The following is a 13,880-nucleotide window of genomic DNA, read 5'->3' as shown; positions in this document are numbered from 1 at the left end:
TACCTATCGCAAATAGAGCACAAAAGGCCTCACGTCTCTTTCAAAAGGAGACGTGAGGCCTTTATTTTGGATTAGAAATCAGGTCTTAAGAAGTTTTTTCTAAAGTCGAATTAAAGACTCAGACCGACTTTGCGGTACACTTTGGAAATTTTCTTGTTGGCGATTCTGCTGGCGCGTTCTGCCCCTTCCTTGAGAATGGCATCCACTTTGCCTTCGGCAAGAATTTCCTTGTATTTGGCCTGCAGAGCGGTCAGAAAGTCATGAACGGCCTGGCCGGTTTCTTCTTTCAGATCGCCGTAGCCCTTGCCTTCGTAGCGGGCGACAATGGAATCGATAGATTCGCCGCTGAGCGCGGAAAGAATGGTCAGCAGGTTGGAGACGCCGGGCTGGTTTTCCGGATCAAAGGCGACATGGCCTAAGGAATCGGTAACGGCGCCCTTGATTTTGTTGCGGGCGGATTTCGGATCGTCGAGCAGGTCGATTACGCCTTTTGGCGAAGATTCGGACTTGGACATTTTCTTCGTCGGGTTTTGCAGGTCGTAAATTTTGGCACCGACTTTCGTTACGAGCGGTTCTGGAATGGTGAATGTATCCGAATAGCGCTTGTTGAAGCGTTCCGCCAGGTCGCGGGTCAGTTCCACATGCTGCTGCTGATCCTGACCTACCGGTACGTATTCCGGATCGTAAAGCAGAATATCGGCTGCCATTAAAGACGGGTACGTAAACAGACCTGCGGTAATGCCAGTTTCCTGCTTGGCCATTTTATCCTTGAACTGTGTCATCCGCTGCAGTTCGCCATAACCGGACAGGCACGTCATGATCCAGCCAAGCTGGGCGTGGGCGGGAACATCACTCTGCAAAAAGAGGGTAACCTTTTTGGGATCGAGACCGGCCGCCAGGTAAATGGCGATCAGATCCTTCGTGTTGCGGCGCAGTTCCGCCGCCTTAATCGGGATGGTCAGTGCGTGCTGGTTAGCGATGAAAATGAACATTTCGTATTCATCCTGATACTTAACAAATTCGCGGATGGCGCCGATGTAGTTGCCTAAAGTCAGACGTCCGGTCGGCTTGATTCCGCTGAGCATTCTCTTCATGAAATTCTCCTTATTGCGAAAATTGTGTCATTCGGTTCTTCGAGTTTATGACATTTTTTGCATCATTTATTACACTTTAGACGTTTCCCCGCAGAAAGGAAACCCTAAAGAGTCTGAAGCAATTCGGGCTTTTTTGACCCGATCCCCGTTCTGCAGGATCGACTCTAGATCTCGAAAGGAAGATGAACTGTGCCTGTACTGCTTACCGTTCCTGGATGCGCCCGAACGCGTGCGGCCCGCCTGCTGCTCAAGGAAAAGGACATTCCGTTTACGCAGAAGCCTCTCTATTCGCTGCTTCTTGATGAAAAAGAAAATCTGCCCTATATAAAGATGATCGCTGACGTATGCGATAAAAATCCCGAAAAGATTATTTCTTCTCCGTCTCTGATTCCAAGACCGTTTCTTCTTTTTTCACCGGACGAAAAAGAGCTAGCTGAGGAGCTTTACACCTTGGATTCGTTCGCCAGATGCAACAGGAAATGCAAGCTGAAGGACGTCTGTCCGGCCGTTTTAAAACCTGCCGCGTTTGTGGTCATTTCGCTTGAAGATTGTGTAAGCGATTGCAATGAGGATGTTTCCATTCCCGAAAAACCTTGTAAAATAATGAAGTATGAGATTTTAACAAGGAGGAAACGCATGGATACCAAATATGTGTATCGCTTTATTGAAGGCGATGCCGGTATGCGTGAACTGCTTGGCGGAAAAGGTGCCAACCTTGCAGAAATGAGCAAGCTTGGCATGCCCGTCCCCAACGGTTTCACCATCACGACAGAAGCCTGCAACAAGTATTATGACGATGGGGAAAAGATTAACGACGAAATCAAGGCGCAGATCTTTGCTACTCTGGAAAACCTGGAAAAAGAAACCGGTAAAAGATTCGGCGATTCCGAAAACCCGCTGCTTGTTTCGGTACGCTCCGGTGCACGGGCTTCCATGCCGGGCATGATGGACACCATCCTGAACCTGGGCATCAACGATACCGTTGCTGAAGTTATTGCTGCAAAAACTGGAAATCCCCGCTTTGCCTACGACTCTTACCGCCGCTTTATTCAGATGTTCGCAGACGTAGTTAAAGGACTTTCCAAAAAACGTTTCGAAGAAATCATCGACGAAGTCAAGAAAGAAAAGGGCGTTAAAAACGATCTTGATCTCGACGCTGAAGATATGAAGGAACTCGTAAAACGCTTTAAGGCGTTCTACCGTGAAGAACTCGGTACCGACTTCCCGACCGATCCAAAAGATCAGATGATGGAAGCCATTGAAGCCGTATTCCGTTCCTGGAACAATGAACGTGCGATTTACTACCGCAAACAGAACGACATCCCGTCGAGCTGGGGAACTGCGGTTAACGTACAGATGATGGTATTCGGCAACATGGGCAACGACTGCGGCACTGGCGTAGCCTTTACCCGCAACCCGGCTACCGGCGAAAGAAAGCTGTACGGCGAATTCCTGATGAACGCACAGGGCGAAGACGTTGTTGCCGGCGTTCGTACTCCAAATAAAATTGACCAGCTGAAGGAGATTGCTCCGGAAGCTTACGAACAGTTCGTTAAGATCTGTGACACTCTTGAACATCATTACAAAAACATGCAGGACATGGAGTTCACCATTGAAAACGGAAAACTCTTCATGCTCCAGACCCGTAATGGTAAACGTACCGCTCAGGCCGCTCTGAAAATTGCCTGCGACATGGTTGACGAAGGCATGATCAACACCGATGAAGCCCTGCTGATGGTAGAACCGCAGCAGCTTGATTCTCTGCTTCACCCGATGTTTGACGCCGACGCTCTGAAAGAAGCTGAAGCCGTAACGACAGCGCTGCCTGCTTCTCCTGGTGCTGCCTGCGGTCAGATCGTCTTCACTGCAGAAGAAGCGATCGTAGAAGCTGCCAACGGCAAGAAAGTTGTTCTTGTCCGTCTCGAAACTTCTCCAGAAGACATTCAGGGTATGGCAGCTGCGGAAGGTATCCTTACCGTTCGTGGCGGCATGACTTCCCACGCAGCCGTTGTTGCCCGCGGAATGGGTGCCTGCTGCGTATCCGGCGCCGGCGAAATTGAAATGGATGAGCCAAACGGTCAGTTCACCGTTAACGGCCAGACTTTCAAGCGCGGCGACTTCATTTCCCTCGACGGTTCGACCGGTAAAGTATACGGCGGAGCCATCCCGACCGTACCAGCTGAAATTTCCGGCGACTTCGACCGCTTCATGAAGTGGGCCGATGAAAGACGCCGTCTGAAAATCCGCACCAATGCCGACACTCCGCGTGACGCTGCACAGGCTGTAAGCTTCGGCGCAGAAGGCATCGGTCTCGTTCGTACCGAACATATGTTCTTTGACGGCGACAAGATCAAATCCATCCGTGAAATGATCGTTGCCAAGACTCCGGAACAGATGGAAGCGGCCCTCGCGAAAATCGAACCGCTCCAGCAGGAAGACTTCGAAGGCATTTACGAAGCGATGGAAGGCCGTCCAGTCACCATCCGTTACCTCGATCCGCCTCTGCATGAATTCCTCCCGCACAAAGCCGAAGAAGTGGCTGAACTGGCTGCTGAAATGGGCATGGAAGCCGATGAACTTCAGGCGGTTGTTGACGGACTGCACGAAGTGAACCCGATGATGGGTCATCGCGGAAGCCGTCTGGCTGTCTCCAACCCTGGCATTGCCAGAATGCAGACCGAAGCCGTTATCCGTGCTGCAATCAATGTAAACAAGAAACATCCGGAATGGAACATCGTTCCTGAAATTATGCTCCCGCTGATCGGCGATCTGAAAGAACTGAAATACGTGAAGAAGATCGTTGATGATACCGCAAAAGAAATCCTGGCTGAAGAAGGCGTGGATATGGAATACCATGTTGGTACGATGATCGAAGTACCCCGTGCGGCTCTCCAGGCTGGAGAACTCGCTAAAGAAGCGGAATTCTTCTCCTTCGGTACAAACGACCTGACCCAGCTGACCTTCGGTTTCTCCCGCGATGACGCTGGAAACTTCCTGCCAAAATATGCAGAAGCCAAGATTTACGAAAACGATCCGTTTGCCAAACTCGACCAGACTGGTGTCGGCGAACTGATCAAGATTGCTGCAGAACGCGGCCGCGCTACCCGTCCGGACATCAAGCTTGGTGTCTGCGGTGAACACGGCGGCGATCCAGCCTCCATCGAATTTGTAGACGGACTCGGCCTGAACTACGTTTCCTGCTCGCCGTTCCGCGTACCAATTGCCCGTCTGGCTGCTGCTCAGGCTGCAATCAAGCATTCCAAATAAGATCCTTTCGATGATTCCAGATGCTGGATTTCCTGACCAGCGTGTCTGAAGACCCATACGTCTGACTATTGAATCTCGTTGATCCACAGCGGACCGCCCGCAAAAACGGTCCGCTGTTTTCTTTTGGCCGGATGAAACTTCACGGCAATTTAAAAACGAAGAGGAATGTGTGATGCTCGATGATGACCGCACTAAATCTCTGTCCCTTGCCATGGCTTGGCGATATCCTATCGATTTTCTTCAAAATGCATCTTGCCATGGACGGTTTCATCCTCTAGTCTTGGAAAAGTCCTGCCGGATCGGTTTTATTTGCCGCTTTGGTGAAAAACGAGGCTTGCTTACACGATATGCCAACGGGTTTCATGGATTTTCATTCAAAATCGACAAGTTGGGGAAGGGAACAGGCCGTTGATTAGTCAGGTGCCTGTTTTTTTGATTAAAATTGAATCTGTTGACTGGAAAGGATGATTTTATGGGATATCGCGCGTTTATCAAGGAAGAGCAGGAATGCTTCATGGCTCTTGACCCTTCCTTAAATTCCAAACTCGAAATCCTGAGGATGCCCGGTTATCGGGCGATCAAAACCTGGTACAGAACCCATCGGCTGTATCAGAAAAAACATTATGTTCTGGCGCGCTGGATGTCCCTGCGTGCGCAGCAGAAAACGGGAATCGATATCCATCCCGGGGCCCAGATCGGCAAGCGCTTCTTTATTGATCATGGCAGCGGCGTAGTCATCGGCGAAACCTGCATTATCGGCGACGATGTGAAAATTTATCAGGGCGTCACCCTGGGCGGTACGGGAAAAGATAAAGGAAAGCGTCATCCCACCGTCGAAGACGGCGTTCTGATTGGCGCCGGTGCCAAAATTCTCGGAAATATTACGATCGGAAAGGACGCCAAAGTTGGTGCCGGCGCGATTGTCATCCGGAATGTGGAACCGGGCTCTACTGTTGTCTGCCCGCCAGCCTATCCGGTACGCTATAAACAGGGAAAACATTCCAATCTCTGCGTTCAGGGTAAGGAACGCTGGAGCCGGGAAGACATTCGATGCCTTCAGGAAGGCAAAATAGCCGTCTGTCCAGCCAAATCGGCGATCGATAATGAACGGGAGGTTGCCAAAGACAGGCGAAAGTCTAAAATAGACAAAGAATAAGAAAACAAGTCCATGACTTTAAAATGAAAAGGATGATTAATGATGAAATTCAAGTTTTCAGACAGCTATGGAAATGACGTCACCTATGAAATCCATGACAGCGAGCTTGGTCATGCCCTCGAACGCATGCTTCCGCTGACGGTAATTCTCAATCAAATCGGTTCTTCGGAGATGTCCTTTGTTCCGCCTAAAAAACTCTCCACATTCGGCGCTCCTATTGCGCCGGGCGGCATTGAAGGCCTCTGCTACCATGAACCGTGGAACGAAGTAATTCTCTACTACGGCGGCTATTCCCAGTATGAAAACCTGTATGAAATCGGCATGCCAGTTGCCGGGCAGGGAGCGGTCCGCAATCTGCATGGTCCTGTTAAAATTGAAGAAATCTACTAAAGAGGAAGAGGGAAGCAACTTCTTCCTTTTTCTGTTTCATACGGAAATCGAGAGTTTGACCCGTAGATCTGTTTTCGATCTTTTAACACCGCCCAGTTCAGGGCGGTAGAGTGTGATATTCTTCGATTTAAAGGGGGAGTTTTATGAAGATTCATCTGCAGGATGCAGAGGTCCGATCCCATCTGTTTGAGGGCGGGTTCGGTCTGGAAAAGGAAAGTCTTCGAATCGAGTCGAAAACTGGAAAAATGGCACAGAGCCTGCATCCGTTTTCCCACTCGAAAATTGTGCAGGACTTTGCGGAAAACCAGACAGAGATCAATACCGCGGTCTATCCGGACTGGCAGAGCGCACGCAGGGAATGTGAAGAACTGACCGTTCTCATGCAAAACATTCTGGCCAAACAGGGCGAGACGCTCTGGCCGTTTTCCAACCCGCCGATGATTTCCTCGATGGAAGACATACCGATGCTGCAAAGCGGCCTGTCTTCTTCGACGGAATATCGTCATTATCTGGCGGACCGCTATGGAAAAATGAAAATGCTGTTTTCCGGCATTCATTACAATTTTTCGTTTTCCGACGCGCTGCTCAAACGGGAATACACGCTCTACTCTGAGCACAATTCCGGTACAAGACATGAAATTGACTCCTACAAGTCTTTTCGCAACGCGTTTTATCTCGATCTGGCGCAGAAAGCGGTCTGGTACGGATGGATCATTGATGCCCTGCTCAATGCGTCGCCGGTTTTTGATGGTTCGCTGATGAACGAATCTGCGTGCGGCCAGCCGCTTTATTTTGGATTCAGTTCCATGCGCAATTCCATCCACGGCTTTTGGAATTTCTTTACGCCGTGGTTTGACTACACCGATATGCAAAGCTATACGTCTTCCATCGAGCATTACGTAGAAGAAGGTCTGCTCAAGGCGCCGCGGGAACTGTATTATCCCGTCCGCATTAAGCCGGCTTCAGCGTATTCGCTCGACGCGCTCAATAGTCTTGGCGCCAGCCATATTGAACTGCGCATGATCGATCTTAATCCGTACGAACTTTCTGGCATCAGTGCCGACGATGCGTATTTCTGTCATCTGTTTCTGGTTTTTCTTGCCTGTCTCGACGATTTCTCGCTGTCGATGAAAGATCAGATTTACGCTATTCAGAATTTTAAGAACTCCTGCGTTCTGCCGCTCGATCAGGCCAGAATTCTGTATGACGTGGATACAGGCAGTTCGGCTTTGGAAGAGCTCGATACGTTCCTGTCGGATATGGAAGTGTTCTTTGAACGGCTGAATCAGGAACAGGCGGTCGCGTGTCTGCGCCATCAGAAATTAAAAATCCAAAATCCGAAAAGCGAACTGCTCGCCAGCCGAGTTCGGAAAGACTTTTCCAGCTTTATGAAAGACGGGCTTAAACAGGCGCAGCATCTGCAGCAGCTTTCTCTCGATCAGCCGGCTCGAAAAAATGCCTGGACAGACGTGTATGCCGGGTTTGAAGAAAACCGCAGGTAAATTCATCGGTTCCAAAAGTTTAAAAGACGAGCATTTGATAGCTGCCGCCTGCTGCGGCAGGAAAGGAAAACATGCAAAAGAAAATCGTACTCATCAATGATCTTTCCGGCTTTGGACGCAGTTCTCTGGCGGTCTGGCTGCCGATCTTAAGCGTTCTGCGCATGGAATGCCTGCTCATGCCGACTTCCATCCTTTCCTGTCATACGGCTTATCCGGCGTATACGCTGCGCGATCTGAGCGAAGATCTTGATCCCTGGATGGAAACCTGGAAAGCCGCAAACGTCTCTTTTGACGCCGTTTTAAGCGGGTATATCGCCAATGAAAAACAGGCCGATAAGATTCAGACGTTTCTGGATCGGTTTAAGGAGCAGAAACCGTTTCTTGTTGTCGATCCGGCCATGGCCGATGACGGGCAGCTGTATTCCGGTCTGAACGAACACGTAGTAGAAGCGATGCGAAATCTGGTCCGACGGGCGGATCTGATTCTTCCCAATCTCAGTGAAGCCTTTCTGCTTTGCGGCAAATCGTATCATTCGCATCCCGATCGCAAACAGATTCATGCGCTGGCCGAAGCGCTCCATCGTCTTGGACCGGATCAGGTCGTGATTTCCGGCATTGAACGCGATGGAAAAATTGAAGACTATGTCTGCGATTTTAAAACGGGACAGTTTGATCCAATCATCTCAGCCAGGGAAGGAGCTGGACGTCCCGGAACCGGCGATGTCTTCTCGGCGGTAACAGCCGGTCTGCTTATGCAGGGCAGCTCTCTCGGGGAGAGTGTCCGACAGGCTGGCGATTTTGTTCGAATCTGTCTGCGACAGGCGCAAAAGGAAAATACACCGCCTTTTGAAGGGGTTCCTTTTGAGCTGGTCCTCGATCGGCTGCTTAAGCTTTAAAAGCATTGGACAAAACGAACAGACTGGTTCCATTTGCTCATGAAAACAGGATACCGTTCAGACAAACAATACAAATGAAAGGACGGGAACGGCATAAACCGAATCCCGTCCTTTTTCAACGGAATGAAAAATGATTTGAGGCAGTAAGCGAATACGTTAACCAGAGGATCAGCTTTTGACAAAGTAATCGTACAGATCCTCGCGCAAGGGGGTCAGCAGACGATAGCCGATTTTAACGACAGATGCATCGTTGGCCATCGTAGTCTGCTCAAACAGGCCATCCGGTTTCATTTCCCCGAGGAAATAAAACGCCTTGGTCGTGTCGTCATTGCTTTTTCGCAAAAAGAGAAGAACCATTGGCGGATGTTCGCTTTGAAGCGATCGAATTTCCGGTGAAGCGAGCGTTCTTCGGTTTTTGGAGAACGCGATCAGACGGGAAGGCGATTCAAAATGGTCTTCGTACTGAAGGCTTTGAGCCAGATCTTCCGCTTTCTGGTAGTTGATAAAGACGGGGAGAAGATTCTGTTCTTTAAAGAGCTTGTATCCGCCGACGTTCTGCGCATTTTCAAAGACGGGAAGATCGAGCAAGCGGAAAACATCCGCATATGTATAGGACTGATACAGATCGAACCATGTGCCGTCCGTCGTCTTACTATATTTGTTTTTCCAGCGAAGCAGACTAAATTCCATGAGATCCGTCAGCTGATCGTAAAAGTCGGGATGAGTAAGCGCCTGAAGAAAAGAGGGTGCAATTTCAAAGTCGTGTTCGATTTGTCTGGAGAGAGCCTGGCGTGCTTCCAGAGGAAGACTAGCAGCTTTGACGAGTCGGATAAGAATTTCTTCTTCGGAAATCGACGGCTTTCGTTCAAGAAAGACAATGCCTTTAGAACGAAGATCGTTTCGGGTCTGCGGCAGCAGCCACTTCATCTCAAACTGACGGTTCAGATTTTTCCAGGTTTCTTTTTTAAGCCGAATGCCATACTCATCGAGAACCGCAAGAAAATGTTCAAGCCAGTCCTTTTGGTGATGAACCAGACTTTCCAGCAGCCAGAGTTCGAGCGCTCGCTTTCCATTGGCCCAGTACCGGGAGACAAACTGCAAAAAGCCAAGTTCAAGATCGGAATACTGCGTTAAAAGAGTGCGGTCCTTTTCCATACGGCTTGTAAATTCAGGATAGCAGCGATATGTGGGATTGGTGAAGATCAGCATAGGATCCATGCCCTGCGCCTGTTCAAAATCCACAAGGCGCGGGATCCGGCCGAGCTGCTGACGCAGATCGAAGTAGCCTTCCGCCAGTTTAGCGGCGGAATTCATGTGGGCCAAGTCGATCGACTGCAAAATCCGCGAGCGCGCGATCGGTGAAAAATGAACCGAACTGATCCCGGGAATTTCTCGATTTCCTTCATAGACAAAACGGCGAAGCATATCTTTATTGCCCGTCTTGTCTCCGGAAAGTGCAGCAGGAATCAGATAGTTTTCCTTGTATTGGCCGACAAAATCGAGGACGGTCACAAATTCCTTGCCTTTGTATTTACGTAAGCCGCGGCCAAGCTGCTGCGTGAAAACAATCGCCGACTGCGTCGGGCGCAAAAGCAGGACCTGATTCACTTCCGGAATGTCGACGCCTTCATTGAAAATACCGACCGTAATCAGATAATCGAGCGCATGTTCATCGTAGCGATCCTGACAAAGCCGTTCGATCGCTTCGTCGCGTTCCGCTTCCGAATAGTCACGGCTGGAAAGAGCCAGCGTCTGAAGGCCCTGGGCATTCAGGGCATGACTGAGCTTTTCAGCTTCTTCGATCGTACTGACAAAGATCAGTCCTTTGACACGATCGCCGCTCCAGCCGTAATAGCGAGCCTGGGCGAGAATATGCTTCACCCGCTCTTCTTCCTTCAGCTTCTGAAAGTCTCTAGGATCGATGGAATCGATCGAATAGTCTGCAGAGACGGAAAGATCGTCCAGCGCATAATAATGGAACGGGCAGAGCAGGTTTTGTTCTAACGCATCGCTCAGGGTAATGCGGCAGGCGACATTGTAGTCGAACAGCTCATAAATGCTATTGCGGTCGGTTCGCTCCGGTGTGGCCGACATGCCCAACCAGAATTTTGGACGGAAATACTCAAACAGCGTCTGGTAGGTATTGGACGCCGCATGATGAACTTCATCGACAATGATCCAGTCAAAGGCGTGCTTTCCAAACTGCATATACGTTCCCGGCTTCGACATCGTCTGTACGGTAGAAAACAGGCAGGAAGCATTTACATCATGGGAATTGCCGCTCAGCAAACCATACGTATACGCCTCATCGCCCAGAACCCGTCGAAACGACTCCATGGCCTGACGAGCGATCTTTTCCCGATGGACGAGAAACAGGACACGGCCGGGCTGGTGCTGGCGGACCGCAAAGGCGCTCGCATACGTTTTTCCCGTTCCGGTAGCGGAAACAAGCAAGGCTATCGTCTTGCCCTCTTCAATCATCTCGGAAAGCCGTTCGACAAAATCTTCCTGCATGGCGTTGGGCTCAGGAAGCAGATCAAAAGGATGACTCAACCCTTGACGGACCGGCTGGAAAGGATGGCTGGCGCAAGCAATCCGCACGATTTCTTCGTACTCTCTGGCGTAGTCGCGGTAAAGCACGGTCTGCGGACTGGTATACAGGCTTTCAAAGGCATTCATGCACTCCGTATAAAAGCTGCCTTTTCTGGAGGTGATCAGGCGCGTGTTCCACTCCTCATTCGTGCAGAGCGCTGCATCGGTCAGGTTGGATGAGCCGATAATCATGCAGCACTGATCGTCTTCTTCAAAAAAGTAGCCTTTGGTATGAAAGCCAACGGAATCGGAAGGATTTTCCTGTTTCTGGCAGCAGTACATGCGAAGCTCTATGTTTTTCAGATCCAGAAGCGTGTTCAGGGCTTTGGGATCGCTGAAGGCAAGGTAGTCTGTCGTTAGAATCCGTCCAGGAATTCCTTTCTGTTCCAGATACTGCAAAACGGGCTTGAACAGCTGCAGGCCGCTTTCGGTAATAAAGGCTACGGAGAAACAGAATTCCTGACAGCGTTGAAGTTCCGCTTCCAGCGCCAGGAATACCTTCTGTCCTTTTTTGGGATTATTGGTAAGCAGGGAAGGGACAAGATCTGGATTCGCCTTGCATTTGGCATCCAGAAAAGCATTCTCCATCCCGGCTTTAAGCAAGTTGAATTGATTCATGATTCCAGGTTAGCAGCTGTGCATCCAAATTCAACGGATACGTCATTAATTGTGCAGGAAAAGCAGCTAGCAAGGATTTACTACCAGGCAATTCTGTGGAGTCCGAAAAATCATGATAGGATGAGCCTGTCTGATCCCTGCAATCGACAATGCTACAGGGATGTCTTTGAAAGTGGCCAGAGAGACAGGAGAGATGAAATATGATTGAAGTAACGGCGGCTATCCTGCATAGAGATGGAAAAATTCTGATCTGCCAGAGACCAGACGATAAAAGCTGCGGCGGCTTATGGGAGTTTCCCGGCGGCAAACAGGAACCGGGCGAGAGTCTGGAAGACTGCCTGAAGCGGGAGTGCCAGGAAGAACTGGGCATTCAGATCGGCGATCTCAGGCCATTTTCAGACGTCTGTCTGGAAGATCGAAATCTTCATCTTCACTTTTTTCAGTGCAGACAGACTGGCGGTCAGCTCGAACGCAAGGAACATCCGGCCTTCGCCTGGATCACTCCGGACGAAATTGATCAGTACACCTTCTGTCCCTCGGATACAAAGATGTTAGAAGAGGCCGATCGCCGAGCGCTTTTTGCGGATCCTTTAAAAAATAATCGATAAACGAAAAAACAGATTCAGATCGTCCTGCAGGTGCATGGACATATCTGAATCTGTTTTTATTGTTTTTATCAATGTTCCGCTTCTATTTTGATTATCGAAAACCAGCTGTCAGGCTCGATCAGTCGTCGACTGCGTTGAGTGGACAGCCAACTTCACTCTGTTCGGACTGGCGCTCGGAAGACTGACGGCTGAGGCTGTCCTCTCGTTCCTGAATACGGTCGTCGCATTCTTCGATCAGATCCTGAGCTTCTTCTGCTTCCGCTGTCGACGGATTTTGTTCGATCAGATCTTCCAGCGTGTTTTTGGCTTCTTCGTAGTTTTCTTCTCCCATCAGAGCTTTGGCATCGAGAAGAAGACGTGCTGGGCCAAATTCGAGTTCTTCGTTACGGCTGTTCGCGTCCGAGAGATCGCTCTGTACGGAAGCAAGTTCACCTTGCAGGCTGGCCTTTTCTTCCTGAAGCGTATACAGATTCACACCCAGGACAGGAATTGCGATCAGGGAAGCGATGAGAAGGACGCAGAGAACGCCAAGAATGATGAAGGAAGCGATCATCTTTTTACGATGGGAAGAATTTTCGTCTTTTGTCATTGCGTAGTGACGTTTGAACACGTCGGCGAAGCTTTCTTCATCCGAGCCGTTCTTTTTTGGCTTGTCGCCCGCTTTCTTTGGCTTGTCTTTCTTTTTCTCTGGTCGGATTTTCGGCGCACTGGTTTCCTCGGCTTTTTTCGGATACTTTTTTTCTTTTCTTTCGTCTTTAGCAGGCAGATCCTTTTCCTGACTTTTTACAGGTTCATCCGAATGCTTTTTCGTTTTCCAGAAACCAGCCTTCTTTTCGCCGGATGCGGGAGTCATTGTCTGATCCGAATCCTCCGCCTGGCCCGTACCCGCTGCCTGTGCCGTGTCTGTCGTTTGAGCTGTAAGCGGCTGTTCTGGATCGGAAGCTGATTTTTCGGTTTCCGCCAGACTGGATTTTGAAGGAGCGGAAGCTTCCTCCAGATTCTGATGGTTCAAAGCCGGATCCGAATCTGGTGTTTTTGGAAGTTCAGGCATGTCAGATGGAGTATGGGCTCCGAAATTTTTCTCATCAGTAGTCATACGAATGGCGCAAGGATACCGATGTCAAAACAGGACATCAAAGGAATTGCGCCCCTCCTTTTTATATAGGTATCCAGATGACGTTACAAAAAGCGGATCATCTTTCCTGGATGAATAGCTGGAAGAATTCAGAGAGAAAAAGTCAGTGAACCATAACCTGAGAAGGGTAAGATATTTTTCTGACCGAATGGATGGTTCGATTTGAATCTCTCTGATCTTTTTTGAATCGCAAATTCCGTATCATTATTGCATTTTCCTTAGAAAGCAACAACTCAGTCGAAAGGTATATCTTTTTGAGATAAACGGCAGTTAAAATACGAAATGACAACCGCGGCATAATTCGAATACTATGAAAGAATATTCATATTGGATAAAAAATGTAAAATTGTCATTAATTAGAACTTTCCCAATCAGCTAAACTATACGGTCGGATTTTTGCGTGGACGACCACGTTTCCTTTTGGGTTTATCTACCGAATCTGGTCGTGGAATCAGATCAAGTTTTTGAAGAATTGCAATCTGGCTTGGATTCATTTTGATCAGTTCCCACTCATTATCATTTTTTATTCTTTTGCCTCTTTGCAGGATGTGCATGATTTTTTTATAGCTCATGTCCTCAAGGAGGCCTTTTTCGTCGAACAGGTTCAGAAGTCTGAACGTAA

10 protein-coding genes are annotated in these 13,880 nt (G+C 49.2%); 6 read left to right on the top strand and 4 right to left on the bottom strand.

What is annotated here, in order from left to right; translation table 11 throughout:
- Positions 1 to 110: 110 nt before the first annotated feature.
- On the bottom strand, positions 111 to 1,094 hold the full coding sequence (gene trpS / locus Afil_RS06135; RefSeq protein ID WP_230267688.1) for a tryptophan--tRNA ligase: 984 nt from the start codon (positions 1,092 to 1,094) through the stop codon (positions 111 to 113).
- Positions 1,095 to 1,730: 636 nt separating this feature from the next.
- Here trpS and ppdK point away from each other — a divergent pair.
- The 5 genes from ppdK to Afil_RS06110 all read left to right on the top strand — a co-directional run bounded on the left by ppdK (position 1,731) and on the right by Afil_RS06110 (position 8,305).
- Entirely contained in the window at positions 1,731 to 4,361 is a 2,631-nt protein-coding gene (gene ppdK, locus Afil_RS06130; protein WP_230267714.1) for a pyruvate, phosphate dikinase, read from the top strand.
- Between the two features lie 472 nt (positions 4,362 to 4,833).
- Positions 4,834 to 5,517: a serine O-acetyltransferase EpsC gene (epsC, locus tag Afil_RS06125; RefSeq protein ID WP_230267687.1), complete on the top strand. Its 684-nt coding sequence runs from the start codon at positions 4,834 to 4,836 to the stop codon at positions 5,515 to 5,517.
- 39 nt (positions 5,518 to 5,556) lie between these two features.
- A complete protein-coding gene (locus Afil_RS06120; RefSeq protein WP_230267686.1) occupies positions 5,557 to 5,907 on the top strand; it encodes a cyclophilin-like fold protein in 351 nt (116 codons plus the stop codon).
- Between the two features lie 143 nt (positions 5,908 to 6,050).
- Positions 6,051 to 7,409: a hypothetical protein gene (locus Afil_RS06115; RefSeq protein ID WP_230267685.1), complete on the top strand. Its 1,359-nt coding sequence runs from the start codon at positions 6,051 to 6,053 to the stop codon at positions 7,407 to 7,409.
- A 71-nt stretch (positions 7,410 to 7,480) separates the two neighbouring features.
- Positions 7,481 to 8,305, top strand: a complete 825-nt coding sequence (locus Afil_RS06110; RefSeq protein ID WP_230267684.1) for a pyridoxamine kinase — start codon at positions 7,481 to 7,483, stop codon at positions 8,303 to 8,305.
- Between the two features lie 168 nt (positions 8,306 to 8,473).
- Here the strand turns inward: Afil_RS06110 and Afil_RS06105 are convergent, their stop codons facing one another.
- Positions 8,474 to 11,515 carry a DEAD/DEAH box helicase gene (locus Afil_RS06105; RefSeq protein ID WP_230267683.1) on the bottom strand — a complete coding sequence of 1,014 codons (3,042 nt, stop codon included), beginning with the start codon at positions 11,513 to 11,515 and terminating at the stop codon, positions 8,474 to 8,476.
- A gap of 200 nt (positions 11,516 to 11,715) precedes the next feature.
- Here Afil_RS06105 and Afil_RS06100 point away from each other — a divergent pair, with 200 nt between their 5' ends.
- Positions 11,716 to 12,123: a (deoxy)nucleoside triphosphate pyrophosphohydrolase gene (locus tag Afil_RS06100; protein ID WP_230267682.1), complete on the top strand. Its 408-nt coding sequence runs from the start codon at positions 11,716 to 11,718 to the stop codon at positions 12,121 to 12,123.
- A 118-nt stretch (positions 12,124 to 12,241) separates the two neighbouring features.
- Here Afil_RS06100 and Afil_RS06095 read toward each other — a convergent pair whose 3' ends face one another.
- Both Afil_RS06095 and Afil_RS06090 read right to left on the bottom strand, forming a co-directional pair.
- Positions 12,242 to 13,174, bottom strand: coding sequence for a hypothetical protein (locus tag Afil_RS06095; protein ID WP_230267681.1), 933 nt, complete (start codon positions 13,172 to 13,174; stop codon positions 12,242 to 12,244).
- Between the two features lie 464 nt (positions 13,175 to 13,638).
- On the bottom strand, positions 13,639 to 13,880 hold a 242-nt coding region (locus tag Afil_RS06090; RefSeq protein WP_230267680.1), incomplete at its 5' end, for a hypothetical protein.

This window comes from Allobaculum fili (genome assembly GCF_020969955.1).
In the GTDB taxonomy this organism is placed as follows: domain Bacteria; phylum Bacillota_I; class Bacilli_A; order Erysipelotrichales; family Erysipelotrichaceae; genus Allobaculum; species Allobaculum fili.
The sequence above is the reverse complement of the archived record's forward strand: the minus strand, read 5'-3'. Positions and strand labels throughout refer to the sequence as shown.

What these genes read in the sequence shown, in the direction of transcription:
- trpS (WP_230267688.1), bottom strand. Translation starts at nt 1,094, where the DNA reads ATGAAGAGAATGCTCAGCGGAATCAAGCCGACCGGACGTCTGACTTTA.
- ppdK (WP_230267714.1), top strand. Translation starts at nt 1,731, where the DNA reads ATGGATACCAAATATGTGTATCGCTTTATTGAAGGCGATGCCGGTATG.
- epsC (WP_230267687.1), top strand. Translation starts at nt 4,834, where the DNA reads ATGGGATATCGCGCGTTTATCAAGGAAGAGCAGGAATGCTTCATGGCT.
- Afil_RS06120 (WP_230267686.1), top strand. Translation starts at nt 5,557, where the DNA reads ATGATGAAATTCAAGTTTTCAGACAGCTATGGAAATGACGTCACCTAT.
- Afil_RS06115 (WP_230267685.1), top strand. Translation starts at nt 6,051, where the DNA reads ATGAAGATTCATCTGCAGGATGCAGAGGTCCGATCCCATCTGTTTGAG.
- Afil_RS06110 (WP_230267684.1), top strand. Translation starts at nt 7,481, where the DNA reads ATGCAAAAGAAAATCGTACTCATCAATGATCTTTCCGGCTTTGGACGC.
- Afil_RS06105 (WP_230267683.1), bottom strand. Translation starts at nt 11,515, where the DNA reads ATGAATCAATTCAACTTGCTTAAAGCCGGGATGGAGAATGCTTTTCTG.
- Afil_RS06100 (WP_230267682.1), top strand. Translation starts at nt 11,716, where the DNA reads ATGATTGAAGTAACGGCGGCTATCCTGCATAGAGATGGAAAAATTCTG.
- Afil_RS06095 (WP_230267681.1), bottom strand. Translation starts at nt 13,174, where the DNA reads ATGCCTGAACTTCCAAAAACACCAGATTCGGATCCGGCTTTGAACCAT.